Consider the following 24,332-nt stretch of genomic DNA (forward strand, 5'->3'; position numbering starts at 1 on the left):
CTATGGCTCGCATCCGCTCCGCCACCCTTTTAATCGTTCTCCTCCTCGTCACCGCTTGCAGCAACCTCTCCGAGACCCCCGTAACCACGGTAGACCCGCTTTTTGGCGCCAAAACCCCCGGCGCGGAGACGGTGCGTCATCTAGCCGTCAGCGAGGAGGGCATCTTTATCGGGGGTCTATGGAATGGCCGTGAGGCCCTCGTCAAGTTCTCGCGGAAGGGGACGATCCCCTGGACCAAGCGCCTGCCGCAAGAGGCCGAGGTCAAAGAGGTCACGGCCGGTCCGGAGGGCTCTGTCTACGTCGTTTACGTCAAAACGTACGCGCCCTTTGGCGGCCCCTATACCCAGCGAGACATTATCCTTGGGCGTTACGACCGGACTGGTGCGCTGATCTGGGAGCGCACCCTAGCAGCAGACCTCGGTAGGTGGGTTTCAGCGACCGCTGCCGCCGACAAAAACGGCACCCTCTACGTCTCTATGCCGCGCTCACGCGAGTTGCGCAGCTACCGGCCCGATGGCAGCCTCGTCTGGCGCAAACTGATCGACGAGGCCATCCTCGACTTGGACGTGTCGGCAAACGGCTTTATCCACACCGTTTCAGAGATTGAGGAGGTCTCTGCGGCGATCTTTTACAGATTGACGCGCTATAAACCCAACGGCATCCCCCTTTGGAGCGTGCCCTTACCCTACACGGACGACCCTCAAAGGGTTGCAGTAGGCAGAGAAAACGAAATCTACGTGGCGACCAACAAAGAGGAGTACCCCCACGAGTGGTACACGACGCTGACCAAGTACAACAGCCGCGGCGCTCGGGTGTGGACGCGCGACGTGCAAGACGCCATCGGCTTGCGCCTCGACGGGCTCGATGCCGACGCGCAGGGCAACGCTTTCATCGCGCTGACCAACCCGGATTGGGGCGCAGACGAAAAACCCAGCCGCTTCAAGGAGTTCTATACCTATAGCCCGAGCGGTCAACGCCTCGTCTACAAACGCTTCGACCTCGGCAGCGAGGCGCCCCTCGTCGGTCCCGCCGCGCTCTCCCCTACGGAGGTCTACCTGGCGACCTCAGGGGTCGGCGCCGAAGGCAAAGACGGCCTTCTGGTGCGGCTCGAGGGTCTGACGGGGAGGGTCACCTGGCAGCGCTAAAGTACCCCCCCGCCGAATGACGCTACCCGAGTGACGTTATCCAAATGACGCTGACGCCCCGGTCGTTACGCCGGGGCGTCAGCGTGCCGCTTGGGCGCGTGCCAGGTTCTTAGGGCGGAGCGCTACCGGCTATACTTAAGCGCCTCCATCAGCTCCTCGACGATCTTGTCCGCGTCACCGCGCAGCGCAGCGGTGGTCACGTGGTCGCGGATGTGCGCGCGCATCACCTTGTCGCTGACCTTGCTGAGCGCCCCCTGCACCGCGCTCAACTGTTTAAGGACGTCGACACAGTAGACGTCAGGGTCTTCGAGCATCCGCAGCACGCCCGCGAGGTGCCCATGGGCACCCTTGAGTCGTCGAATGGTCTCCTGGCGGGTCGCAGGGTCGAGGTGTAAGCAGGGGTCGGCCTTCTCGACCATCGGGTCTGGCACCGTTTCCATCCGCTATCCGTCCGTGAGGGCTGCGCCAAGGCGCTGGAGCTGGAGGCGTCTTACGCTGGGCTGTATCTGCATGACTTCCCCTTCCACCCCAGGGGGGGTGCGTCTCCTTTAAAGTGTAGCACGGAGCCCTCCCGCTGAGGGTTCGCCACAACGCCCAGAGGACCCCTACGTGTTCTCGGGAACACCTTGTCTGCACGCCGTAGGTTTATGCTGATTTCACTTTCCACCCCCCCTGGGGTGGGTACAGATAGGAGGACGCATGGCTGAGGAACCGTTGCCGGGTTCGCCGCGGGCCGAGAGACCTTCAAGCCTCGAGAAAACCGGGGAGCGCCTCCGCGACCGCGTGGAGCACGCGCGGCCGTTAGGGGCCGCTCATGATGACCCCCGCAAGCAGGGCCACCAGGGGCACGGTGCCCATCACGCGCACGGCGGGCACAAAGGGCACGAAGGACACGACAAGCACGCCGGACACAGCGCCCACATGTTCCGCAACCGCTTCTGGCTGTCGCTGGCGCTCACGCTGCCCATTCTCTACTTCGACATGCACTTTCAGGAATGGTTTGGCTACACCGCCGTGCAGTTTCCCGGCGTGGGTTGGGTCCAGCCGGTTTTGAGCGTCATCCTCTACTTCTATGGCGGCTGGCCCTTCCTGGAGGGCGCGCTGCGCGAACTCCGGGCCCGGCAGCCCGGCATGATGACCTTGATTGCGCTCGCCATCAGCGTCGCGTTCTTCTACAGCCTGGTGGTGACCTTCGGCGTCATCGAGGGGATGCCGCTCTACTGGGAGCTCGCCACCTTGATCCTGATCATGGTCTTGGGCCACTGGATCGAGATGGCCTCGGTAGAGGGTGCCAGCAGGGCGCTCGAGCACCTCGCCTCGCTGGTGCCTGTGAGCGCGCACAAGCTCGTGGGGAATAGAACCGAAGAGGTTTCAGTAGACGCGTTGAGAGCGGGCGACCGCATCCTCATCCGCCCCGGTGAACAGGTTCCCGCCGACGGCGTGGTGATGGACGGCGCCTCGAGCGTCAATGAAGCCTTTCTCACCGGCGAGTCGCGCCCGGTCCCTAAAGAGCAGGGGGCTGAAGTCGTCGCCGGGGCGGTGAACGGCGAAGGGGCTTTAACCGTTGAGGTGAAGCGCACGGGCGATCAAACCACCCTGAGCCAGATCCAACGCCTCGTAGCAGAGGCCCAGGCGTCGCGCAGCCGCTTCCAGAACCTCGCCGACCGCGCCGCCGGCTGGCTCACCTACATCGCCGTGGGCGCGGGCACGCTCACCTTCCTAGCCTGGCTGCTGCTCGGTTTCGACCTGAACTTCGCCATCACCCGCACGGTGACGGTGCTGGTCATGGCCTGCCCGCACGCCCTGGGCCTCGCCATCCCGCTGGTCATCGTCAACGCGACCGCCATGAGCGCCAAAAACGGCATCCTGGTGCGCAACCGCGAGGCGTTCGAGCGCGCCCGCGACCTCAAAATCGTCGCCTTTGACAAGACCGGCACGCTCACCGAAGGCAAGTTCGGGGTGCGGAGCGTCTACACGGGCGGCGTGGCCGAGGAAGAGGCGCTGACCCTGGCCGCTGCACTCGAGGGCCGTAGTGAGCACCCGCTCGGCAAGGCGATCGTCGAAGAAGCCGACGCGCGAACCCTGGGCGTTCCCGACGTGCGCGACTTCGAGGTGGTCGCCGGGAAGGGCGTCGCCGGAACCGTGGACGGGACCCGCTACCGCATCGGGCGGCCCGAGTGGGTGAATGAGGGGGGGTTGAGCCTCCCCCCTGAGCTTCAGCGCGGGCTTGACGAGGCCGAGGGGCGTGGTGAAAGCGTCATCGCCATGATGGATGAGGGGCGCGTGCTCGCCCTCTTTGCCCTCGCCGACAAGGTGCGTGGGAGCGCCAAGGAGGCGGTGAAACGGCTCAAGGAGGCAGGCGTCCAGCCCGTCATGATCACCGGCGACGCCGAGGCGGTCGCCAAGACCGTGGCGCAGGAGCTGGGCATCGCGCGCTATCACGCCCGTGTGCTGCCGGAGAACAAGGCGCGGATCGTTCGAGAGCTCAAGCAAGGCGGCCCGACCGCCTTCGTCGGCGACGGCATCAACGACGCCCCCGCCCTTTTGGAAGCCGACCTCGGTGTCGCCATCGGCGCGGGCACAAACGTCGCCATCGAGTCGGCGGACCTGGTCCTCATCGAGGACGACCCGCTCGATGTGGTGCGCGCCCTGCGGCTCTCCAAAGCGACCTACAGCAAGATGATTCAGAACCTCTTCTGGGCCACCGGCTATAACGCGGTCGCGCTGCCGCTCGCGGCGGGCGTCGCCTACGCCTGGGGAATTCTGCTCTCCCCTGCCGTCGGCGCGGTCTTCATGAGCGCCTCGACGGTGATCGTCGCGGTCAACGCCGTGCTCCTTAGACGCACGAGGCTGGCGTGAGTGCGGAGCCCGGTGCCTCTTCTGTGCTCCATCTCACTACCCACCCCAGGTGGGGTGGTAGATTAGAGGGAGAAACCGCTACCGTCCCAAAAGGCTACAGGCGGCGGTGGTTTAAAGCGTGATGACCATGACGGATAAGACCTTGACAGCGTGGATGGTGATCCACCGTGAGAGGACCAGGAGATGCGACAGCCTGAGACAACCGACCTGAGGCGCCTGAGCGTGGGCGTCCAGGGCATGACCTGCGCGAGTTGCGTGGGCCGCGTCGAGCGCGCCCTCAAGAACGTAGAAGGGGTAGAAGAAGCTTCAGTGAACCTGGCGACCGAAAAGGCGAACGTCACCTTCGACCCACAGAGGGTGGGTGTGCCTGCGCTTTTGACGGCCGTCAAAGAGCGTGGCTACACGCCAGTTACAGCGCAAGCCAGCCTCAGCGTCGAAGGGATGACCTGCGCGAGTTGCGTGGGCCGTGTCGAGCGGGCGCTTACGAAGACGGTAGGCGTACTGGACGCTACGGTCAACTTAGCGACCGAAAAGGCCAGCGTCACCTATCTGCCGGACGCGGTGGATCTAGGCCAGCTCAAAGCTACGGTCCGCAAAGCGGGCTACGAGGTGCGTGAGGAGGCTGCAGGCGCGGACCGCGCCGACACCGAGCGCGAGGCGCGCGAGAAGGAGGGCAGGGAACTCCGGCTCGAGCTCACCCTAGCCGCCGCCCTGACCCTACCCATCTTCCTGCTGGACATGGTTCCCATGATGATCCCGCCCCTGGGCGCGTGGTTCCACGGACTCGTGCCGATGGCAACCCTGTACTACCTGTTTTTCATTCTGGCGACCGCGGTGCAGTTCGGCCCCGGCTTGCGCTTTTACCAAAAGGGCTGGCCCGCCTTGCGCCGCGGCGCCCCGGACATGAATTCGCTGGTCATGCTGGGCACCACAGCGGCCTACGGCTACTCGGTGGTGGCGACCTTTCTGCCGGGGCTGCTGCCCGCCGGGACGGTCTACGTCTACTACGAGGCCGCCGCGATGATCATCACCCTCATCCTGGTCGGCCGCTACCTCGAGGCCCTCGCCAAAGGCCGAACCAGCGAGGCGATCAAAAAGCTGCTCGGGCTCCAGGCCAAGACGGCGCGCGTGGAACGAGGGGGGCAGATGCTCGAGCTGCCCATTGATGAGGTTGTTCCCGGCGACACCGTATTCGTGCGGCCGGGTGAGAAGATCCCCGTGGACGGTCGCGTGGTTTCGGGGTCGTCGTTCGTGGACGAGTCGATGATCACCGGCGAACCGATCCCGGTGCAGAAGGGCGAGGGCGACGAGGTGGTCGGGGGCACGATCAACAAGACCGGCGCGTTCCGTTTCGAGGCCACCAAAGTGGGCGCAGAGACGCTGCTCGCCCAGATCATCAAGATGGTCGAGGACGCGCAAGGCTCCAAGGTCCCGATTCAGGCGCTCGTCGACCGGGTCGTGAACTACTTCGTGCCGGTGGTGCTGCTTATCGCCGCACTCACCTTCGGCGTCTGGATGCTTTTCGGGCCGCAGCCCGCGCTGACCTTTGCGCTGGTCAACGCCGTGGCGGTCCTGATCATCGCCTGCCCCTGCGCCATGGGCCTCGCCACCCCGACCTCCATCATGGTGGGCACCGGCAAGGCCGCCGAGATGGGCATCTTGTTCCGCAACGGGGCGGCCTTGCAGACGCTCCAGGAAGCGAAGGTGATCGCCCTCGACAAGACCGGCACCTTGACCAAAGGCAAGCCGGAACTCACCGACTTCAGCGTTCAGGGTGGTTTCGAGCCCAAGGAGGTCCTGTCGCTCGTCGCTTCGGCCGAAGCGCACTCCGAACACCCCATCGCCGAAGCGATCGTGGCGAGCGCCAAGGCGCAGGGCGCTAGGCTGCTCGAGGTGCAGGACTTTAGCGCTACGCCCGGCTTTGGCGTCGAGGCAAGGGTCAATGGGCAGCTCGTGCAGGTGGGCGCCGACCGCTACATGACCCAGCTAGGGCTAAACGTAGCGCTCTTCGCCGAGGAGGCCGGGCGGCTGGCCGACGAGGGCAAGACGCCGCTCTACGCGGCCGTGGGTGGGAGGCTCGCCGCCGTCATCGCGGTCGCAGACCCGATCAAAGACTCGACGCCCGAAGCCGTCCACGCGCTTCACAAGCTCGGCCTACGCGTCGCCATGATCACCGGCGACAACCGCCGAACCGCGGTCGCCATCGCCAGCGCGCTCGGTATCGACGAGGTCCTGGCCGAGGTGCTCCCGGGCGGCAAAGTGGACGCCGTCAAGGACCTCCAAGGCGAGGGCCGTAAGGTCGCCTTCGTCGGCGACGGCATCAACGACGCGCCCGCCTTGGCGCAGGCCGACGTGGGCCTCGCCATCGGCACCGGCACCGACATCGCCATCGAAGCCGCCGACGTGGTGCTGATGTCGGGCGACCTGCGCGGCATCCCGAACGCGCTCGGCATCTCGCAGGCCACCATTCGCAACATCAAGCAGAACCTCTTCTGGGCCTTTTTCTACAACACCAGCCTGATCCCCGTCGCCGCCGGGGTGCTCTACCCCTTTTTCGGCGTCCTGCTCAACCCGGTCCTCGCCGCGGGCGCGATGGCGGTCTCGAGCGTCTTCGTGCTCTCCAACGCCCTGCGGCTGCGCGGCTTTAGGCCGCCCATGCGGGCGGACACGGGCACCCCGCGGCGCGCCGAGCCGCAGGTGGCGGCCGCCTAAGCCCCTCGAGGCCCGTATCGGAGCGAACCCTGAGATGTAGCCGTAAGGAGCTAAACGTGAACAACACCCTTAAGCGCACCCTCATCTTACTTGTCGCCAGCACCGCCTTCGTAGCCCTCGCCCTGGCCACGGGGCTAGGACCGCAGACGGGGGGCGAGCCCTCACACGACATGCACGCCGCGCACACCGTGGCGGTCGACAGCGAAGAGGCCTTTATCGCCCACATGATCCCCCACCACCAGGAGGCCGTAGAGAGCGCCCAGGCGGTGCTGGCGACCACCGAACGCCCTGAAGTTCGCGAACTGGCCCAGAACGTGATCGCTACCCAGACCGAGGAGATCGTCCTGCTCCAGGGCTGGCTCGAGGCGTGGTATCCGGACGCGACCGCCGCCGTCTACGAGCCCATGATGCCCGACCCGAGGGGACTCAGCCCCGACGAAGCCGACCGCGCCTTTTTAGAGGGCATGATCGTGCACCACGGGGGCGCTATCGAGATGGCGCAGGCTTATCTGGACGGCGACTTCGAGAAACGTGGCGAGGTCGTCGCCTTAGCCGAGCGCATTATCGCGGCGCAGCGAGCGGAGATCACGCAGATGCAGGGGTGGTTGACGGCGTGGTACGGGGGGGAGTAGCGCACCCCAGCACCTCGGTTTCGGTGACCTTCGCGCCCCATCCAAGCGCTGGTCCAGCTAGCGAGCACCCAGCCTGTAGCTTGTGCTCCATAGGCCACAAGCTACAGGCTACGAGCCCCTTCCCCCTTCCGAAACGTCCACGCGAAAGCTTCGGGATGAGGCGTCGACGGGACCTAGTCGGCAGCAAGCCCCGCGCTGCTCAAACCGACGTTGTTCTTTTCGAGCGCCCGTTCGGCGCGGTACGACGAGCGCACCAAGGGACCCGAAACGACCTCCAAAAAGCCGCGTTTTAGCCCCTCCTCGCGGTAGCGCGCGAAGTCCTCAGGGGGGACGAAGCGCGCCACCGGCAGGTGCGACGCCGTCGGACGCAGGTACTGCCCGAAGGTGACGATGTCGACGCCGATGGCCCGCAGGTCGTCTAAGGTTTCAAAGATCTCCGCGTCCGTCTCCCCGAGCCCGAGCATGAGGCTCGTCTTGGTCAGCACCTCTGGGCGCGCGCGCTTGGCGTAGGCGAGCACCTTTAGCGTCTGGTCGTAACCGGCGCGCGGGTCGCGCACGGGGTGGGTGAGGCGGCGGACCGTCTCGAGGTTCTGCGCGTAGACCTCGACGCCGGCGTCGAGGACCTTCTGCACGTCCTCGGTCTTGCCTTGAAAGTCGGGGGTGAGCGCCTCGACGGCGGTCTCCGGGTTTACGCGCTTGATCTCGCGGATGCACGCGGCGTAGTGCCCCGCGCCGCCGTCGGGTAGGTCATCGCGGTCGACGGAGGTGAGCACCACGTACTTGAGGCCCATCAGCCTGACCGAGCTCGCCGCCAGGCGCGGTTCGTCGGGGTCGAGGTAGCCTTTCGGGTTGCCGGTGTCGACCGCGCAGAAGCGGCAGGCGCGGGTGCAGACCGACCCCATCAGCATGATCGTCGCGGTGCCCGCGTTCCAGCACTCGCCGATGTTGGGGCACATCGCCTCCTCGCACACCGTCGAGAGGCGGTGCTCGCGCACGGTCTTTTTAACCTCGCTGTAGCGCGCGCCCGAGGGCAGCTTGACCTTGAGCCACGCCGGTTTGCGCACCTTGGGTTCGTTCTCCGCGCCTTTGCGGTAGACGCCGTTTTTCACGACTTTGGGGGGCCTTTGCGGCGCCGGCGCGGGCGACGCCATGGGCAGCTCGAGCAGATCCGTCGGGTCGATCATAGGCTAGCCTCGGTTTCTGGGGTCGGGTCGGAGGGGACAAAGGGCACGGGGGTGTAGCCGAAGGTCTCGCAAAACGCCCGTACGAGTCTGGGTTTGACCTCCTCCAAGGTGACCGGGCGGCCGAGCAGCGCGCTCAGGCTGGTCACGCCCTTGTCGCGGATGCCGCACGGCACGATGTAGGAAAAATGGCTGAGGTCGGTCGCGACGTTCATGGCAAAACCGTGAAACGACACGTTGCGTTTGATGGCGACCCCGATGGCGACCACCTTCTCGTCGCCGACCCAGACGCCCGCGTAGCCGGGGGAGCCGACGCTCGGGATGCCGTACTCGGCGAGCACGGCGACCATGACCGCCTCGAGGTTGCGCAAATAGCTCCTGACGGCGCGGCCGACGGGCAGAATCGGGTACCCCACCAGCTGGCCGGGGCCGTGATAGGTCACGTCGCCGCCGCGCTCGATGTCATAAAGCGAAAACCCCTGCGCGGCGAGCGCCGCCGGGTCGGCCAGCAGGTGCTCGCGCCCCCCCTTTTTGCCGAAGGTGATGACCGGCGGGTGTTCGACGAGGAGCAACGTCGGCGCGAGGCGCCCCTCGGCGACCGCCGCGTGGGTAGCGAGCTGCACGTCCCAGGCGGCGCGGTAGTCGAGCCGCCCGAGGTCGCGCACGAGCAGTTCCGTCACCCCCCGATGATAGCACCCACCCCCCAGGCCACGCGTCGTTTGGGGGGCGCGAGGCGCGCTAGAAGTAGACGTTGGTGCCGAGCGAGAGCTTGGGCACGGTAAGCAGCGGCAGCGGGAAAAACGTGAGGTTGGACCCTACCAGCCCCACCGCCGGCAGCGAGAGCTGCAGCTCGAGAAAGAGGCCGACGCGCTGCAACCGGGCCTCGAGCCCCCCGAGCGCTCCGACGTTAAGGGCGACCGCGGTGCTCGTGACGTCACGCATAAAGTCGTAAACGCCCCCCTGAACCAAGAGGCGCGGGCCGACGCCGCCGTAGGCCATCAAAAAGAGCTGCGGCTGAGCGCCGTCCGGGCGGTAGGTGTACGACAGCGCCGAAGCGGCGAGCTCGGCGCCGAGCTCGCCGCTAAAGGCTTGTACGGTGTAGGCGACGCTAAAGCGCGCGTCGGCGTTGTCGCCGAAAAGGGCTTCCTGGCCGTAACCGACCATCGCCCCTTGGCCGAAGGTGCTGAGTTCGGCCGCCAGGGTGGCCCAGCGTTCGGGCGGCGCCGCGCGTCCGAAAAGCCCCTGCGCCGAAGCAGCGGAGAGAGCGAGCAAGAAGAGGAGCGCAGCGAGCCGGCGAGCGACGTGTGGGGGTAACATAGCGCGATTGTACGCCGCCCTCGTAACCCTTTGTGGGTTAGGTGAAGGGAAGCTCAAGGCTTGTTCTTTGCCCCCTCATCCGAGTATAGTGGCGCTACCGCGGTTGAGCAGCTGCTTTGTCGTGGCTCGAGCTTGCTCGAGAGTTTTGTTGGTGCGCCCAGCGCGCCAAAAGGAAGATAGGTAACAAGATGGCAACAGGCAGAGTGAAGTGGTTCAGCAACGAAAAAGGCTTCGGCTTTATCGAACAAGACGACGGTGGCGCGGACGTGTTCTGCCACTTTTCGGCGATTACCGGTAGCGGCTACCGCAGCCTCAACGAGGGCGACGAAGTCGAATTCGAGGTTGAACAGGGTCAAAAGGGGCTCCAGGCGAAAAACGTGACGGTGACAAACGCCGCCCCCGCCCCGCAGCGCGGCGCGCGCTACTAAGCGTCCCAGCAAAGACGAGCGCCCGCTTCACGCGGGCGCTTTTTGCTGACATTTGGCAGGTATCTGGTCAGAGGCGCTCTCACACCGCTAAGAACGTGCTGATAAGAGGCGCGCTGCGCGCACGCTCTGAGAGGCTACCAGTAGCCACGTCTCGTGGAGCTGCTAGTCCTACCGACGCTGGCATCATAGACCCTCATAGAATGGCCGCCATCTCCCCTTGCACGCGCCTCGGGTGGGGTGACTAAGTACCTCCCGGCTAACATTGCGAGCTTCAGCAAAGAACGCTGAAGCTCTCCATTACCGCCGAGACGTACTCTCTTCCTGACTCGCTCCGCTCGGGTTGATCTAAAGCTCAACCAGGAGATACTTAGCCGCGCCGCTCCAGCGTGAGCGCGCTCCTTAACCGCACCAGGGACTCCTGCCAACGCTCGAGCTGCCGTCTGCGCGCCTCCGCCTCATCGCGCCCGTAGGGCCCCTGGGTCAGGGTCAGCAGCGTCCCCGCGTCGCGCCGCTCAAAGTCCACGACCACCTGCCGCTCGGCCTCGCCGGGTGAGCGCCAGGAGAAGGCGAGCCGATTTCCGGCGATCACCTCCGCGAAGGTCCCCGTCACCGCTCCCTCCGGAAAACCGTAGCGGTAGCTCCCCCCCACCCGCGCGTCGACGCTCGCCTCCGGCGGCCCCCAGAGGCGCAGCTTGGCCGGTTCGACCCAGTAGGTAAAGAGCGCCTCCGGCGGCACGCCGCGGTAGGTCTCCCAGATGCGGAGGCGGCCGTCGGCGGTCGTCAGGTGATCCACTACTCCGCCGCGACGAAGCGGTAGAGCGCGCCGCCGAAGTCCGCGACGTAGAGCTCACCCGACTCGTCCTCACCGAAAGCGACGACCGGAAAGGCCGCCTCCAAAAGGAGCGCGCGGGTGTACCCGTCGCCCTCCGGCACGGCGCGCCAGATGTTACCGCTCACAAAGTCGCCGAAGACGTAGCTGCCGCGGAGTTCGGGCAGGGCCGCGCCGCGGTAGACGTACCCGCCCGTGACGGAGCGGCCGTCGCCGGAGGCGTGGCTGTAGGAGAGCACCGGCAGCGTCAGCCCGGTCTGGTCGCAGCGCTCGGGCGGCTCGCGCGGGGCGGCCGGGTCGAAGCAGTGAGGGCCCTCCATGCGGTTCCAACCGTAGTTCTCGCCGCCGGGGCCCCCCGCAGGCTGACGGTTGACCTCCTCAAAGGCGTTTTGACCGACGTCGGCGATCCACAAGTCCCCGGTTTCGCGGTCGAACGAGAAGCCCCAAGGGTTGCGCAACCCGTACGCCCACGTCTCGGGGGCGGCGTCCGCGCGGCCGACGAAGGGGTTATCGTTCGGCACCGCGTAGGCCCACCCTGCCGTCTCGCCGTCGCCGCGCGTATTGACGTCGATGCGCAGAAGCGAGCCGAGCAGCGTGCGGGGGTCCTGACCGTTCCCCTCCGGGTCGCCGCCAGCGCCGCCGTCGCCCAGACCGATGTAGAGGTAGCCGTCCGGACCGAAGGCGAGACCGCCGCCGTTATGGTTGGCGTAGGGTTGCGCGACCGTCAACAGCACCCGCTCGGAAGCGGGGTCGGCGAGGTTGGGGTCACCTGAGACGGTAAACTCGGCGATCACCGTGTCGCCCTCTAGGTCGGTGTAGTTGACGAACAGCCGCCCGTCGTCGGCGTAGTCGGGGCTAAACGCGAGCCCCAAAAGCCCCTGTTCGCTGGTCGTCGAAACGCGGCTCGAGAGGTCGAGAAAGGGCGCCTCACGAAGCGCTCCCCCTTCGATCACCCGGATGAGGCCGGTTTTTTGCGTGACAAAAAGTCTATCGGATCCGTCGCCCGCATGGGTGACGCTGGTGGGCTGCTCGAGCTCGGAGGTGACCGGCTCGAGCGCGACGCGCACGTCGGCGGGCCCGGGTGGTGTGGGCGGCGCGTCGGGTGGGGGCGTCCCCGCCCCCGCTTGGGGTGTGTGGCAGGCGATGAGGGTACCGAGAAGCAGAAGGCCGCTAGGCCGGCAAAGGGTCGCTAAGCGCATCGAAACCTCCCCAACGCACCTTAACCGAAAGGCGCCGCAGGGGCTGTTAGCGCGCGTCGGGTGGCGCCGCCGCAAGGATGCTGCCATCGTCACCGAGCGGCGGGTAGGGCAGCCCCTGCGCCTCGAAGAGCGCCGCTTGGCGCGGGTAGAGCCAACGAAACGCCCACGCGTGCAGCTCTCTCTCGCTGAGCTGCGGCGCGTCGTACAGCCCCGCCTGCAGGCGCTGGCGCTGCGCCTCGAAGAGGATAACCGCTGCTGCCACGGAGACGTTAAGCGACTGCACCATCCCGAGCATCGGGATGACGATGTGCGCGTCGGCGGCGTCCGCGGCCTCGCGGGAGACGCCGTGCTTTTCGTTGCCGAAGAGCACGCAGGTCGGCCTTGTGTAGTCGACCTCGCGGTAGTCTAGAGCGCGCCCTGAAAAGTGCGCGGCCAAAAGCTGCACCCCCCCGAGCGCCGCGCGCGCTTCGGCGAGCGACCCATGCACCCGCAGCTCGACCCACTTGTGGGCGCTCGCCGAGGTCTCGTTAAAGGTCGGCACGCCGCCCGTCGGGTTGAGCGCGTGCACCACCCCGATACCTACGGCGTCGCAGGTGCGGAGCATGGCGGAGAGGTTGTGCGGTTTATGCACGTTTTCGGCGAGCACGCTGAGGTCGCGCTGGCGCTTTTTCAAAACGCGGAGGATCTTGTCGTACCGCTCTTTCGTCACCACTCAAGCATACCGCCGTCGGTGTCCACACGGCCTTGACAGCTCCCGGCGCAGCAAGTATTATCACCCTTGCTGCGCCGAGGTGGCGGAATAGGTAGACGCGCCAGCTTGAGGGGCTGGTCTCCGTTGAGGAGGTAGGGGTTCAAGTCCCCTCCTCGGCACCACGCCACACTACAGGAGCCCGACGCAACACCCGCGTCGGGCTCTTTGCTTGCTCTATAGAACACGTGAACACCCGGCTCCCTCCGCTTGTCAAAGCGCCTCCGGAGAGCCCCGAGGTCGTAGACAAAGCCCCTTACCCTGAAGCGCTGCGCGCACGCCTCTCGTCGTCACGGCTCCTCACCGGACGCGGTGAGCCGCACTAAAGCCATCCCGTAGGTGCAACCCCCCAAAAAGAGCACCCGCCACTTCCGGCGGGTCTTACTTTTACTGTCCCTCTTTTACCGTCCCTGACGGATTTTATGGTGGTGCACCAGGAAGGACTCGAACCCTCGACCTATCGCTTAGAAGGCGACTGCTCTATCCAGCTGAGCTACTGGTGCATGGGCGTCGGCCGGGCCGACGCCCTTAGTTTACCCTACCAGGGCCCTAGCGGGGCAACGCGGCCGCACGTTATTGCGGAACCTCGAGCCCCTGACCATTCGCGCGCACCACCTCGCGGTACCACGCCCCGCTCTCCTTGAGCACGCGCTCTTGGGTGGCGTAATCGACGTAAAAGAGGCCGAAGCGCTTGCTGTAGCCCTTGGCCCACTCGAAGTTGTCCATGAGGCTCCAGGCGTAGTAGCCGCGCACATCGACCCCTTGGCGCATGGCCTCCTGGAGGGCGGTGAGGTGCAGGGCGTAGTAGCGGACGCGCTCGGGGTCATGAACGCGCCCCCCCTCGAGGCGGTCGGGGTAGGCGGCGCCGTTTTCGGTGATGTACAGGGGGGGCAACGCGTAGTCGCGCTTTAGCCGCACGAGCAGGTCGGTGAGCCCCTGTGGGAAGACCTCCCAGCCCATATCGGTGTGCGCCTCGCCCGCCGGGACGTTCCGAAAGTGCGGCCACGCTTCATCGTGGGCGACGACGGCGCGGGAGTAGTAGTTGACGCCCAGAAAGTCGAGGGGCTGCGCGAAGCTCTCGAGGTCGCCCGCCGCGATCTCCGGTACGGCGTCGCCGTACCCCTCCCACAGGTCCTGCGGGTAGCTGCCTTTTAGGAGGGGGTCCAGAAACCAGCGGTTGAAAAAGCCGTCGAAGCGCGCCGCCGCCGCCTCGTCTTCGGGCGCCTCGCTCGCCGGGTAGCTGGGCGTGAGGTTGAGGACGATACCGTGCTCTGCGCCGGGCGCGTTCGCGCGCAGCCGCGGCAGCGCGAGGCCGTGGGCCACGTAGAGGTGGTGGGCGACCCTGAGGGCGAGCTGGGGGTCGCGCAACCCGGGTGCGTGCTCACCGGTGGCGTGACCCAAGATGGCGATGCACCACGGCTCGTTAAAGGTCGCGCAAAAAGCGAGGCGGTCGCCGAGGCGCTTGGTGACGACCTCAGCGTAGTCGGCGAAAGCGTAGGCGGTGTCGCGCGAGCCCCAGCCCCCGCGGTCTTGCAGCGCCTGTGGCAGGTCCCAGTGGTAGAGGGTGGCGTTGGGTTGCAGGCCGCGCTCTAACATCCCGTCGACCAGACGGTCGTAGAAGTCGAGCCCCTTGACGTTGACCTGCCCCCGCCCCTCGGGGAAGACGCGCGGCCAGGCGACCGAAAAGCGGTAGGACTGAACGTTTAAGCTCGCGATGAGGTCTAGGTCGCTCTCCCAGCGGTGGAAGTGATCGCAGGCGACCTCGCCGGTGTCGCCGCCCTCGATCCGGCCGGGGGTGGCGCAGAAGGTGTCCCAGATGCTCGGCCCGCGCCCGTCTTCGTGCGTCGCCCCCTCGATCTGAAAGGCCGCCGTCGCCACGCCCCAGACGAACCCCGGCGGAAAGCCCCCCGACGGTTCCGTAGCGGTGTCCGTCGCACGCTCGGCGGGCATTATCTCGCCCCCAACAGGAGCTCGACGGTGAGCTGGTCGAGCCGCTCGAGCCCCGGCCCCCGAGTCCGGAGGGCGGGCAGGTCGAACGCCTCGGCTTTCAGCGCCTCGGCGTTCTCGGGGCTAAAGCGCCCGAGCGCCTCCAACCGCTCGTCGCGGACGCGGTACGCCTCCAGAGCGGCCTTGATGTCGGGGTCCTCCTTAAAGCGCTCGACCTTCTCTTTAAGGAGCAGGTAGGTCTTCATACACCCTTCGGCGAAGGCCCACACCCCCGCCTCGTCCTCGGTGCGTAGCGCGTGCGCGTCGAAGTGCTTGGGGCCGTCGTAACCGGACTCCTCGAGCAGCATAACGGTAAAAAAGGCCGCCTTGAGGTTTTCGGCACCGAAGCGCAAGTCTTGGTCGAAGCGGCTCATCTTCTGGTCGTTGAGGTCGACGTGAAAGAGCTTGCCCGCGTCGAGCGCTTGGGCCAGCGCGTGCGGGAAGGAAAGCCCGGCCATCGTCTCGTGGGCAAACTCGGGGTTGAGCCCGAAGAGCTCGGGGCGCTCGAGGGTGGTGATAAAGCCCAGCGCGCTGCCCACGGTGGGGAGGAAGATGTCCCCCCGCGGCTCGTTGGGTTTGGGTTCTAAAGCGAAGCGGAAGCCGTAACCCTGGCTCTCCGAGTAGGCCGCCAAAAAGTTCAAGGCGTCGCGAAACCAGCCCAAAGCGTCGAGGAGCTTGCCGCCAGCGTCGACCTCCGCGCCCTCACGCCCCCCCCAGAAGACGTACACCTCAGCGCCCAGCTCGGCGCCGAGGTCCATGGCGCGCATCGTCTTCTGCAGCGCGTAGGCGCGGACGCGGGCGTCGGCGCTCGTAAAGGCGCCGTCTTTAAACACCGGGTCGGTGAAGAGGTTGGTCGTCGCCATGGTGACCTTGAGGCCGGTGTCAGCGAGCGCCCGCTTAAACGTGCCGACGATACGGTCACGCTCCTGGGCCGAGGCGCCCTGTGGGACGAGGTCGTTGTCGTGCAGCGAGACGCCGTAAGCGCCCCTTTCGGCGAGCTGCTGCAGGCTGTAGGTGGGGTCCAAAGCGGCGCGGGTGGGTTCGCCGAAGGGGTCGCGGCCGACGTTGCCGACCGTCCAGAGGCCGAAGGTAAACTTGTCGCTCTTCTGCGGGGTGCGGGTCATGAAAACCTCCTAAACAAGCGAAGATAGTGTGCGCCCGCCGAGGCGTCTTTTTCAGGGCGCACCTCTCGAATCGAACCGTTTAGCCGCTTAACGCGCCGCCCAGAGCATCCCCCTGAGCATTATCGTCCTCGCCTCCGGCACCTCGAAGTCCTGGCGCACGTGGCCCAACGACGAGTAGAACACCCGTCCGGCCCCGAAGCGGCGCTTCCACACCACCGGCATGACCGTTCCAGCGATCCACGGAGCATTGCCGTACTCCCCCGAAAAGGTCGTCGTCGCCAGCACCTCGTTGCTCGGGTCGACGTGCATATAGTACTGCTCCGAAACCATGTCAAAGTCGTCCAAACCCTGGGTGATGGGGTCGTGGTGATCTCGGATGTTCACCCGGTAGGGGATGATGTCCCCCGGGTGCGCCACCCACTGCCCACCGACCATCCACTGGTAGGCGACGCTCTGCCGGAACGCGTCGGCCATGCCGCCGTGCCACCCCGCTATGCCCACCCCGCCGCGCACGGCACCGAGCAGCCCCGCCTCCTGCTCCGGCGTGATCTGGCTCATCGTCCAGATCGGTACGATGAGGTGCAGCGACGTCATGTAGGCGTCGTCGGTGTAGACGCCCAGGTCGGAGACGACGTCGACCGCAAACCCCTCGCGGCGCAGCAAGCCCGCGAAGAGCTCGGCGCACGCCTCCGGCTCGTGCCCCTCCCAGCCGCCCCAGTTGATCAGCGCGCGCTTCATGAGGTCGCGCTCACCGCCGCCTCGAGCCTCCCCTGGCCGACCCCTAAGGGCAGCGGTTCGGGGCGCTCGCAGCGGCTCTGGATGGTGACGTGTGTTCCGCGTTCGGCGGCCTCATGGAGCGACTGCATGGTGTCTAGAACGTGAAACGCCAGCTCGCCGTGACAGCGGTGGGGCCGGCCTGCGAGGAGCGCGTGCGCCAGGTCGGCGGCGCCGATACCGCGCATGTTGTCGGTGTAGGCGTTGACCGGTTCCTGGGGTTCCCACGCCTCGGCACCTGCTGCCCGCACCCGGACCTCGCCGCCGAAGTGGTTGGGGTCGGGCACCTGCAAGCTGCCCAGCTCCCCGTGCAGCTCAATGGGGTGATGGGTGTGGTGGTGGACGTCGAAACTCATCACCAGCGTGACGAGCGCGCCGCTATGAAACTCTAAAGTTCCGGAGACGTGTGTCGGCACCTCCACCGGGATCACCTCGCCGCGCCGCGGTTCGCTCATGATGGTGCGCGTAGGGTAGCTCATCGCCGCCGCCGCGCTCACCCGGCGCACCGGCCCCAAGAGGTGCACGAGCGCCGTGAGGTAGTAGGGCCCCATGTCGAACAGGGGACCGCCGCCCCGGCGGTAGTAGAAGTCGGGGTTGGGGTGCCAGCGCTCGTGGCCGGGGATCATCATAAAGGCCGTACCGGCCACCACCCGGCCGATGGCGCCGCTGTCGAGAACAAAGCGGGCGGTCTGCAACCCCGCCCCCAAAAAGGTGTCGGGGGCGCAGCTCACCCGGAGCCCTAGCTCGGCGGCCTTGTCCAGCACGGCGCGGCCCTCGTCGCGGTTCAGCGCCAGCGGCTTCTCGACGTGCACGTGTTTGCCCGCCTCGAGGGCGGCGCGCGTCACCTCGGCGTGGGCTTGCGGCACGGTGAGGTTGAGGACGATGTCGAGGTCGCCTCTGGCGAGCAGCGCTTCGACCGGCTGCGCCTCGACGCCCCACCGCCGGGACGCGCTGAGGGCGGCCTCGGGGATCCGGTCGGCGCACGCGACGAGCCCCAGCACGGGAAACGTTCGGACGGTCCTAACGTACGCATCGCTGATGGTGCCGCAGCCGATGAGGCCGACTTTGACCTTCGGCTCGGGCCGGTGCGGCGTCATGGGTGCACCTCACGCGTCTTCGCGGTAGCTGAAGTAGTCGAAGTCGGCATGGCGCCTCCTCCCGCTCAGGTCTTGGGCGCAGAGCCCGATAAAGGTCCCCGTAAAGCTGAGCCCCTGGCAGTAGTCGTCCGAGAGCTTGCCCGCGTCGAAGCGCGGGCCGACTTCCCGCCACGCCCCCGGTTCGGTGGCGTAGGCGAAGCGAAACGTCTCGCGCTCAAAGCGTACCTTGAGAAAGACGCGCGCGGCGCCCTCGACGGACACGTCCTCGTCGAGCGCCTCATCATAAACGCTGTGGTCGCACGTGAGGATGTTGAGGCTTTTGCCGAGCACCTCGTCGCGGCTGAGGCGCAGGTACACCCAGTTGTTCGCCTGGTAAAACGCCACGAGCCCCGCCATCTGCTGAAACGTCTCGGGTTCAAACTCTACGCACGTCTCCGCCTCCGCGACGTGCGCTTGCAAACGCCTCGCCACGAGGCTCTGACGGTGCCGCGAGATGAGCGACTCGCGCCCCCGGAGGCGTAAAAAGCCGGGACGCTCACGCAGCGACAACCAGCTCTCATCGTGCGGGACGCGCAGCGTCTGCCAGTGCGGGCTCAGCGTGGGCGCGTCAAAGTCATCGCGCTCGTTTTCAGGGGGGAAAGGGTGCGCCGGGAGCGCGGGCGCCGGGACCTGCAGCTTGGGCGCGTTGTCGCCGCCCGCCAAGCGCGGCCAGTCGCCGCGCGGCCACTCGAGCCGCTGCAGCGCCGTCTCGCGGCCCAAGTTGCAGCGCCCTAGGGGCGAGAGCGGCCTACCGCAGAGGTGCGCGAGGTACCACTCGCCCGTCTGCGTCTCGACCAGCGAGCCGTGGCCGGCTTTTTGCAGCTCGAGCTCGGGCCTGCCGCGCGAGGTCAGGAGCGGGTTGTCGGGGTGCACCTCGTAGGGCCCGGTGAGCGTTTTCGAGCGCGCGAGCGTTACGGCGTGCTCGTACGTCGTGCCCCCTTCGGCGGTGAGGAGATAGTAAAAGCCGTCTTTGCGGACGATGTGCGGCCCCTCGGTCACGCGCAAGTGGGTACCCCTAAAGATGTTGTGCACCGGCCCGACCAACTCCCCGGCGGCCGGGTCGAACTCCTGCAGGAGAATGCCACCGAAGGGGTTTTTCCCCTTGCGGTGGTCCCAGATCATGTTAAGCAGCCACTTGCGCCCGTCTACGTCGTGAAAGAGCGATGGGTCGAAACCGCTCGAGTTGAGGTACACGGGCTCCGACCACGGGCCACAGATGTCGGGGGCCGTGACGAGATAGTTGTGCGCGTCCTTAAAAGGTTCGCGCACCCCCCACGTCTTGACGTCGGTATAGATCAGGTAAAAGAGCCCGTCGGCGTAGCTCAGGTGGGGCGCCCACACCCCACCCGAGTCGGGGTTGCCGATCATGTCGAGCTGGCTCCGCCGGTCTAGCGCGCGCCCCACGAGCCGCCAATGCACGAGGTCGCGCGAGTGGTGCAGCTGCACGCCAGGAAACCACTCGAAGGTGGAGGTGGCAATATAGAAGTCGTTCTCGACGCGCACGATCGAAGGGTCGGGGTTGAAACCGCGCAGGATGGGGTTTTGGATGTACGCCCGCGCTTCGTCGGTCCGGGGGGGAGACAGGGTATCGGTTAACGTTTCGGACATCTGCAGCTCCTTGCTGTAGCAGATAGCATCTGGTCGGTTACGCGGCCGCTATCACGCGGGTGCGGCACACCTTCGAGATGCCGCTTGCAGACTTGAAGTCGGTGAGCATGCCGAGGATCGTCATGCGCGTTTCACGCGGCGCCCCGTAGGCTCACCGCTGACTCTCGAGGTAACTTCTCAGCCACGTCATCGCGGGACGCGGTTCATCAAACCAGTCGATGAGGTACGCGTTCGGCTTCCACATGGCGCCCGCGCGGTACCCCCAGAGCGTCACCCCGGCGACCGCCTCGTGCTCCCAGAGCACCGGAAAGAGGCTCCTGTAGAGTTCTAACTGCCGCGCGTCGTCGGCGGTCTCGAGGTCGAGTTCGGAGACGTAGATGGGCACGCCGAGCTCACCGAGCGCGTCTAGGCTCGCGCTTACGGTCTCGGGTGAGACGGTCTCGAGGCCGTGCGCCTGCACGCCGACGCCGTCGATGAGGCCGCGCTCGTCCAGCAGGCGCACAATCTCGGCGTAGCGCTCGCGGTTCGCCTCGCAGCAGAGGATGTTGTACTCGTTGATGAGCAGCTTCGCCTCGGGGAGCGCCTCACGCGCCCGCTCGAACGCCCACACCACCCAGTCCCAACCCGTCTCGCCGTCGCCACCCAGAGCCTCCTTGTAGCTAGGGGGCGCGTGCAGCGGCTCGTTGACGACGTCTACGAGCGCGACGTCCGGGTAGCGCTCAGCGAAGGCCCAGATCCACGCCTCGACCGCCGCGCGCTGCTCAGCCGGCGGGAGGTCGCCTAGCCAGCGCGGCTGCTGCTGGCCCCAGACGAAGGTGTGCTGTTTGACCGGCAGGTCGTGCTCGCGCGCGTAGGCGAAGATGCCGTCGAGCACCCCCCAGGTCATCGTCCCCCGCTGCGCTTCGACCGAGCCCCACTTGCCCGCGTTTTCGGGGGTGACCTGGTTCCAGAGGGTGGCGAAGTCCGGCTCGAGCTGCGCGCCCAGGATGTTGCCCAAAAACTTGTCGTGACCTCTAGCGAGCTGCGCGTGACCGAACGTGAGGGCGAGCAGCACGAGGAAAACGAGGGCGCGACGCATCGCGCTTAGCCACCTGGGCGGCGCGCCCTTTGAGGGGGCCGGGAGCGGCGTGCGGGTCATGGAGTCTCCTTTACCGTCAGCGTGTGCGGCGCCGCCGTGAGCACCGTGCCGTCGGCGAAGGTGACGGTGCGCGGCGCGCCCGATGGGTTGTAGGCCAGGTAGGTGCGCGCGCCCCCCTTGGCCAAGACCGCCGTCTGCGGGGCGTTGGCGGTGATTGGCTCAGGGCCGCCGTAGCGACGCAGGCTAGTCAACCAGTGCAGGACGCGCGCGCGGCTCTCGCCGAACTCGGGGCGGAGCTCCGGACTCCAGAGGGCCAGCGCCTCGTCGGGGTCGGCGAGCGCCAGGTACGACAGGGCGATGTCGGGCCAATAGTGGGGGCGCGTGCCGACGAGCATGTGGTGGTAGTTGCGGCGCACGAAGTCCGGTGCCAGCCCCAGGTAGAGCGAACTCGCGGTGACCGGCAGGAAGTTGATGCCGTGAACCGCTTCGGGGTCCGAGGTCCACCAGGTGGTGTAGGCGCCGCCGTCGCTCCAGAGGATGCCGATGGCGGTATGGGGGTAGGCCGCGGGGAAGTTGCCTCCCTCGGCCAACCAGTACTCCCAGACGGCGGCAGTCTGGGTCGCGTAGAGGTAGACGCCTAGCTCGAGGAGCGCCGCGTCGCCGACCGCGTCGGCCCAGCGGATGAGGCCGGCGGCGAAGTTGACCGCCTCCGAGGAGGACTCGAGGTTGTTCCCGCGCCCGTACATACCGCTCCCGGAAGCCCAGCCGTGGCCGAGGTAGGGGTCTAACGCGCGCAGAAAGGGGAACAGCGGGTCGCCCCTGGGGGCGGCGACGTCGCGGATAAGGAGCGCGACCACCTGCCCCCAGGTCTCGGCCCAGGCGGGGTCGCGCTCGGCGACGCTGGCAGCAGCCTGCAGGAAGTAGCCGTAGTGAAAGGCGTGGTCGTTGAGGCTGTGGTCGAGCCCGTGCGAGGTGGGCGCGGCGATGAGAGCCCCCCAGGTGGCGTTGTAGTAGAGGAGCGGCAGGCTCTCGGGGGTGAACCAGAGCTCGAGCCGCTCCTTAAGGGCCTCCAGCAGCGCCGCCGCCGCCTCGGTGTCCCCGAGCTGCTCGGCAATAGGCAGCAGCGCGGCGAGCTTGCCTAAGCTCTTGCCGTCGGCGTACGAGTCCGGCATCCGCGTCTGCCCCACGAAGAGTGGGAAAAAGACCTCCTGCTCCATAAAGTCGTCCAGCAGCGCCCGCAGCGCCTCGCTCGCCTCGGCGGCGAGCGGCAGCACCGGCAGGACGCCGCGGTAGGGCAGGCGCAGGGTCACGCGGTCGGTTTCGGCGAGCGTCATGACGCCGCGCGGCGTCTCGTAGTGGAGCTCGGTCAGCGGCGCGTCGGTGTGCTTGTGGTGGAGCGGGTAGAGCCCCATGAGCGCCCCCTGCGGGGCCGTCAGCGTCAAGGTGACCTCGACCACCCCCTCGTCCGGCAGCCAGCGCCAGGAGGCGCGCGAGTCGGTGGGCGGGTGGTGCGCGTAACGGGCGAAGCGCGTGAGGAGCGCCTCGTCGGCCTCGGGGAGCGCCGCGACACTCACAAGCGCCCCGGCGCCGCTTTCCTCAAGCGGCCCGCCGAAGCTCGCGCCGCTGAGCGTCCAAGCCCCGGGGTAGAAGACCGCGTAGTGGCGCCCCCCCAGGGTGACGCCGAGCGCACCGGGGGCGTCGTGCCAGACCTCGGGCGGCTCGCGGAAGCGGATGGCGGCCGGGCCGTCTAGCTCGAGGTAGGCGTAGGGCAGGCCCTGCCCCAAGGTCGCGCGCAAGGCGCGCGCCTCGTCCGGCGCCTCGCTCTCCCAGCGCACCGCGACCGTCCAGTCGCCATACCCCACCACGCGGGCGGCGTCGGCCGTGAAGTCGGTCATCCCGACGACGAGGTCCGCGCGAAAGGGCATCTGGAAGCCCGTCTCGTCGACCTCGAGCGTCGGATAGCCGAGCGCCAGCCCCTCGGGGCGCGCCTGGTAGCTCAGCGGCCCAGCGTAGATCGGCTCCGAAAACGCCGTCCAGAGGAGCGAGCTCCACCAGCGGTTGGTCGGTACCGGACCCTCCCAGGCATCCCGGTAGGGGGTGTCGGGCGGGTCGATGATGTTGGGGGGGCGTTCGGTGACGTAGCCGCCCGCGCCGAGGCCGACGGGCGCCACTTGGACGGGCGCCGCCGGGACGCCCAACGCACCCGCACACAACACACCCGTACACAACAAGAGGGCGAGAGGGCGCTTCACGGCGCGCCCCTCACGAGCACCACCGAACGCGCCGGTACGGCGACGGGGGCGCCCGCTGCCTGCACGGCCTCCCGGTAGCCGAGCAGCGCCTCGAAGGTCGGTTCATCCAGCGTGTTGACCTCGAGGGTGCCCGCGACGCCCTGGAGCGTGACGCGAACGGCTTCGTCGCCGCGGTTGACCAGAAGCAGCTGCACGCTTTCCGCGCCGCTCTCCCCCGCTCCCCCATCGTCCGCTACCGCGTAGGCCGTGAGCAGGGGCGCCCCGGTACCAACGGCGCCGTCGGCACGGACGTCCAGCACGGTGCCCGCGAAGTCAGAGAGCATCTCGAACACGTAGTAGGTGGGGCGCACCCAGCCGCTCCCGTCGATGAGCCCGTGACCGCCGAAGCCCTGCAGCGCGAAGTAAAAACCCGCGACGCCCTCCTGCGCGAGCTGCCCGAGCACGTCGGCGAGCCACAGCGCCGCCGTCACGTCCTCGAGGTGTCGGTAGGAGGCGGTGCGCCACGAGAGGCCGAACTCGGTCACCGCGAGCGCGGTGTCTTTGAGGTAACCGCGCGGGTTGTGCTCGGGGCTCCTCAGCCACGCCCGGTAGCGCCGGATCTCCTCGCCGACCCCCTGCGAGGTCGCAAGCGCCGCCGCGTCCTCCCAGGTGCCGTCGGTCGGGTAAACGTGCCAGGTGAGCACGTCTAGTAGCTCGCCGCACCCGAAGAGCACCGCGCGCAGGTAGTCCTCGCCGAGGGGCCTCGAGCCCGACACCGCCGGCCCGGTGATGCGGTTGTCGGGGTTCACGGCCCTTAGCGCCGCCGCGAAGCCCGCCAGGCGCTCGCAGTAGACCTCCGGCGTCCAAGCGGCGTCCATCCGGTTCTGCGGGTAGAGGTCGGGTTCGTTGCCGACCGCCCAGTGCCGGACGGGGACGCCGATGCTCTCGAAGTAGCGCGCGGCCGCCGCGGCGTGCTCGGGCCCCTCGAAGAAGTTGGCGACCACCCACACCTCGGGCTCGCCGAGCAGCTCCCACTGCACCCTAAAGGCGTCTATCATGTCGGTGGTGAGCGGGAAGTTGTCGGCGTCGTTGCCGGGGGGAAAGCGCAGCGCCCGGACCCCCACAGCCTCCCACGCGGCGGCGTAGAGCGCGACCTGCATGGCGAGGCCGTAGTTAAACCCGCTCGGCCGTTCGGCGCGCGCCGCGCCTGCGGCCCTCGGCTCGAGCGTGAGGGTGACGCTCGCCGCCGAGGCCACCGTCAGGAGGGAGAGGGCAAGCAAGAGGGTGCAGCGCCACCACACCCTCCCCACCAGACGTTCGAGCTTGCGCCCTGCCACCTCAGCCC

20 protein-coding genes and 2 tRNA genes are annotated in these 24,332 nt (G+C 67.3%); 6 read left to right on the forward strand and 16 right to left on the reverse strand.

The features are described from left to right. The first annotated feature begins 2 nt into the window (after positions 1–2). Positions 3–1,145: an NHL repeat-containing protein gene (locus tag TRAD_RS10315; RefSeq protein WP_013178558.1), complete on the forward strand. Its 1,143-nt coding sequence runs from the start codon at positions 3–5 to the stop codon at positions 1,143–1,145. A gap of 122 nt (positions 1,146–1,267) precedes the next feature. On the opposite strand, the gene TRAD_RS10320 is transcribed toward TRAD_RS10315, so the two are convergent. Next, positions 1,268–1,585: a metal-sensitive transcriptional regulator gene (locus TRAD_RS10320; protein ID WP_013178559.1), complete on the reverse strand. Its 318-nt coding sequence runs from the start codon at positions 1,583–1,585 to the stop codon at positions 1,268–1,270. Positions 1,586–1,844: 259 nt separating this feature from the next. On the opposite strand from TRAD_RS10320, the gene TRAD_RS10325 reads away from it, so the two are divergent. The 3 genes from TRAD_RS10325 (at position 1,845) to TRAD_RS10335 (ending at position 7,348) form a co-directional block, all read left to right on the forward strand. After that, the gene (locus tag TRAD_RS10325; protein WP_013178560.1) at positions 1,845–4,004 is read left to right on the forward strand and encodes a copper-translocating P-type ATPase; all 2,160 of its coding nucleotides are present in this window, start codon (positions 1,845–1,847) and stop codon (positions 4,002–4,004) included. Between the two features lie 183 nt (positions 4,005–4,187). After that, positions 4,188–6,716, forward strand: coding sequence for a heavy metal translocating P-type ATPase (locus TRAD_RS10330; RefSeq protein ID WP_013178561.1), 2,529 nt, complete (start codon positions 4,188–4,190; stop codon positions 6,714–6,716). A 56-nt stretch (positions 6,717–6,772) separates the two neighbouring features. Further along, positions 6,773–7,348 (forward strand): DUF305 domain-containing protein, encoded by a 576-nt coding sequence (locus TRAD_RS10335; RefSeq protein ID WP_013178562.1) that lies wholly within the window; start codon positions 6,773–6,775, stop codon positions 7,346–7,348. A gap of 173 nt (positions 7,349–7,521) precedes the next feature. Here the strand turns inward: TRAD_RS10335 and lipA are convergent, their stop codons facing one another. Genes lipA through TRAD_RS10350 form a run of 3 tightly spaced genes read right to left on the reverse strand, consistent with a single transcriptional unit; the run spans position 7,522 to position 9,846 of the window. Beyond that, positions 7,522–8,499, reverse strand: a complete 978-nt coding sequence (gene lipA / locus TRAD_RS10340) for a lipoyl synthase (protein ID WP_049773197.1) — start codon at positions 8,497–8,499, stop codon at positions 7,522–7,524. A gap of 29 nt (positions 8,500–8,528) precedes the next feature. Continuing rightward, a complete protein-coding gene (gene lipB / locus TRAD_RS10345; protein WP_049773097.1) occupies positions 8,529–9,209 on the reverse strand; it encodes a lipoyl(octanoyl) transferase LipB in 681 nt (226 codons plus the stop codon). Positions 9,210–9,267: 58 nt separating this feature from the next. Beyond that, complete coding sequence (locus tag TRAD_RS10350) at positions 9,268–9,846, reverse strand: hypothetical protein (RefSeq protein ID WP_013178565.1); 579 nt, start codon at positions 9,844–9,846, stop codon at positions 9,268–9,270. A 188-nt stretch (positions 9,847–10,034) separates the two neighbouring features. Between TRAD_RS10350 and TRAD_RS10355 the strand changes: the two genes are divergently transcribed. Further along, entirely contained in the window at positions 10,035–10,274 is a 240-nt protein-coding gene (locus tag TRAD_RS10355) for a cold-shock protein (RefSeq protein WP_013178566.1), read from the forward strand. A 367-nt stretch (positions 10,275–10,641) separates the two neighbouring features. Here TRAD_RS10355 and TRAD_RS15325 read toward each other — a convergent pair whose 3' ends face one another. Genes TRAD_RS15325 through trmH form a run of 3 tightly spaced genes read right to left on the reverse strand, consistent with a single transcriptional unit; the run spans position 10,642 to position 13,011 of the window. Then, positions 10,642–11,067, reverse strand: a complete 426-nt coding sequence (locus TRAD_RS15325) for an SRPBCC family protein (protein ID WP_013178567.1) — start codon at positions 11,065–11,067, stop codon at positions 10,642–10,644. Beyond that, positions 11,067–12,302, reverse strand: coding sequence for a PQQ-dependent sugar dehydrogenase (locus tag TRAD_RS10360; RefSeq protein WP_013178568.1), 1,236 nt, complete (start codon positions 12,300–12,302; stop codon positions 11,067–11,069). The genes TRAD_RS15325 and TRAD_RS10360 overlap by 1 nt, the downstream gene beginning before the upstream one ends. Before the next feature lie 46 nt (positions 12,303–12,348). After that, entirely contained in the window at positions 12,349–13,011 is a 663-nt protein-coding gene (trmH, locus tag TRAD_RS10365; protein ID WP_041947250.1) for a tRNA (guanosine(18)-2'-O)-methyltransferase TrmH, read from the reverse strand. 76 nt (positions 13,012–13,087) lie between these two features. Here trmH and TRAD_RS10370 point away from each other — a divergent pair. Then, positions 13,088–13,175, forward strand: a tRNA-Leu gene (locus TRAD_RS10370). Positions 13,176–13,476: 301 nt separating this feature from the next. Here the strand turns inward: TRAD_RS10370 and TRAD_RS10375 are convergent. The 9 genes from TRAD_RS10375 to TRAD_RS15330 all read right to left on the reverse strand — a co-directional run bounded on the left by TRAD_RS10375 (position 13,477) and on the right by TRAD_RS15330 (position 24,324). Further along, a tRNA-Arg gene (locus TRAD_RS10375) sits at positions 13,477–13,553 on the reverse strand. Positions 13,554–13,623: 70 nt separating this feature from the next. After that, the gene (locus TRAD_RS10380; protein ID WP_013178570.1) at positions 13,624–15,000 is read right to left on the reverse strand and encodes a GH1 family beta-glucosidase; all 1,377 of its coding nucleotides are present in this window, start codon (positions 14,998–15,000) and stop codon (positions 13,624–13,626) included. Continuing rightward, positions 15,000–16,160, reverse strand: a complete 1,161-nt coding sequence (gene xylA / locus TRAD_RS10385; protein WP_013178571.1) for a xylose isomerase — start codon at positions 16,158–16,160, stop codon at positions 15,000–15,002. Before xylA ends, TRAD_RS10380 begins: the two co-directional genes overlap by 1 nt. A gap of 87 nt (positions 16,161–16,247) precedes the next feature. Then, positions 16,248–16,898, reverse strand: coding sequence for a ThuA domain-containing protein (locus TRAD_RS10390; protein ID WP_013178572.1), 651 nt, complete (start codon positions 16,896–16,898; stop codon positions 16,248–16,250). Beyond that, positions 16,895–18,031: a Gfo/Idh/MocA family protein gene (locus TRAD_RS10395; protein ID WP_013178573.1), complete on the reverse strand. Its 1,137-nt coding sequence runs from the start codon at positions 18,029–18,031 to the stop codon at positions 16,895–16,897. The genes TRAD_RS10390 and TRAD_RS10395 overlap by 4 nt, the downstream gene beginning before the upstream one ends. A gap of 9 nt (positions 18,032–18,040) precedes the next feature. Then, entirely contained in the window at positions 18,041–19,678 is a 1,638-nt protein-coding gene (locus TRAD_RS10400; protein WP_013178574.1) for a glycoside hydrolase family 43 protein, read from the reverse strand. 151 nt (positions 19,679–19,829) lie between these two features. Then, a complete protein-coding gene (locus TRAD_RS10405; protein WP_013178575.1) occupies positions 19,830–20,816 on the reverse strand; it encodes an endo-1,4-beta-xylanase in 987 nt (328 codons plus the stop codon). Then, positions 20,813–23,008: a glycosyl hydrolase gene (locus TRAD_RS10410; protein ID WP_013178576.1), complete on the reverse strand. Its 2,196-nt coding sequence runs from the start codon at positions 23,006–23,008 to the stop codon at positions 20,813–20,815. Before TRAD_RS10410 ends, TRAD_RS10405 begins: the two co-directional genes overlap by 4 nt. Next, positions 23,005–24,324 carry a glycoside hydrolase family protein gene (locus tag TRAD_RS15330; RefSeq protein ID WP_013178577.1) on the reverse strand — a complete coding sequence of 440 codons (1,320 nt, stop codon included), beginning with the start codon at positions 24,322–24,324 and terminating at the stop codon, positions 23,005–23,007. The genes TRAD_RS10410 and TRAD_RS15330 overlap by 4 nt, the downstream gene beginning before the upstream one ends. Positions 24,325–24,332: the final 8 nt, after the last annotated feature.

The sequence above is a fragment of the Truepera radiovictrix DSM 17093 genome (assembly GCF_000092425.1).
Classification (GTDB): domain Bacteria; phylum Deinococcota; class Deinococci; order Deinococcales; family Trueperaceae; genus Truepera; species Truepera radiovictrix.

Coding starts and splice junctions, on each gene's coding strand:
- xylA (WP_013178571.1), bottom strand. CDS start 16,160: ATGACCCGCACCCCGCAGAAGAGCGACAAGTTTACCTTCGGCCTCTGG.
- lipA (WP_049773197.1), bottom strand. CDS start 8,499: ATGGCGTCGCCCGCGCCGGCGCCGCAAAGGCCCCCCAAAGTCGTGAAA.
- TRAD_RS10350 (WP_013178565.1), bottom strand. CDS start 9,846: ATGTTACCCCCACACGTCGCTCGCCGGCTCGCTGCGCTCCTCTTCTTG.
- TRAD_RS10395 (WP_013178573.1), bottom strand. CDS start 18,031: ATGACGCCGCACCGGCCCGAGCCGAAGGTCAAAGTCGGCCTCATCGGC.
- TRAD_RS10360 (WP_013178568.1), bottom strand. CDS start 12,302: ATGCGCTTAGCGACCCTTTGCCGGCCTAGCGGCCTTCTGCTTCTCGGT.
- TRAD_RS10320 (WP_013178559.1), bottom strand. CDS start 1,585: ATGGAAACGGTGCCAGACCCGATGGTCGAGAAGGCCGACCCCTGCTTA.
- TRAD_RS10315 (WP_013178558.1), top strand. CDS start 3: ATGGCTCGCATCCGCTCCGCCACCCTTTTAATCGTTCTCCTCCTCGTC.
- TRAD_RS10390 (WP_013178572.1), bottom strand. CDS start 16,898: ATGAAGCGCGCGCTGATCAACTGGGGCGGCTGGGAGGGGCACGAGCCG.
- TRAD_RS10380 (WP_013178570.1), bottom strand. CDS start 15,000: ATGCCCGCCGAGCGTGCGACGGACACCGCTACGGAACCGTCGGGGGGC.
- TRAD_RS10405 (WP_013178575.1), bottom strand. CDS start 20,816: ATGACCCGCACGCCGCTCCCGGCCCCCTCAAAGGGCGCGCCGCCCAGG.
- TRAD_RS10355 (WP_013178566.1), top strand. CDS start 10,035: ATGGCAACAGGCAGAGTGAAGTGGTTCAGCAACGAAAAAGGCTTCGGC.
- TRAD_RS10330 (WP_013178561.1), top strand. CDS start 4,188: ATGCGACAGCCTGAGACAACCGACCTGAGGCGCCTGAGCGTGGGCGTC.
- TRAD_RS10325 (WP_013178560.1), top strand. CDS start 1,845: ATGGCTGAGGAACCGTTGCCGGGTTCGCCGCGGGCCGAGAGACCTTCA.
- TRAD_RS10400 (WP_013178574.1), bottom strand. CDS start 19,678: ATGTCCGAAACGTTAACCGATACCCTGTCTCCCCCCCGGACCGACGAA.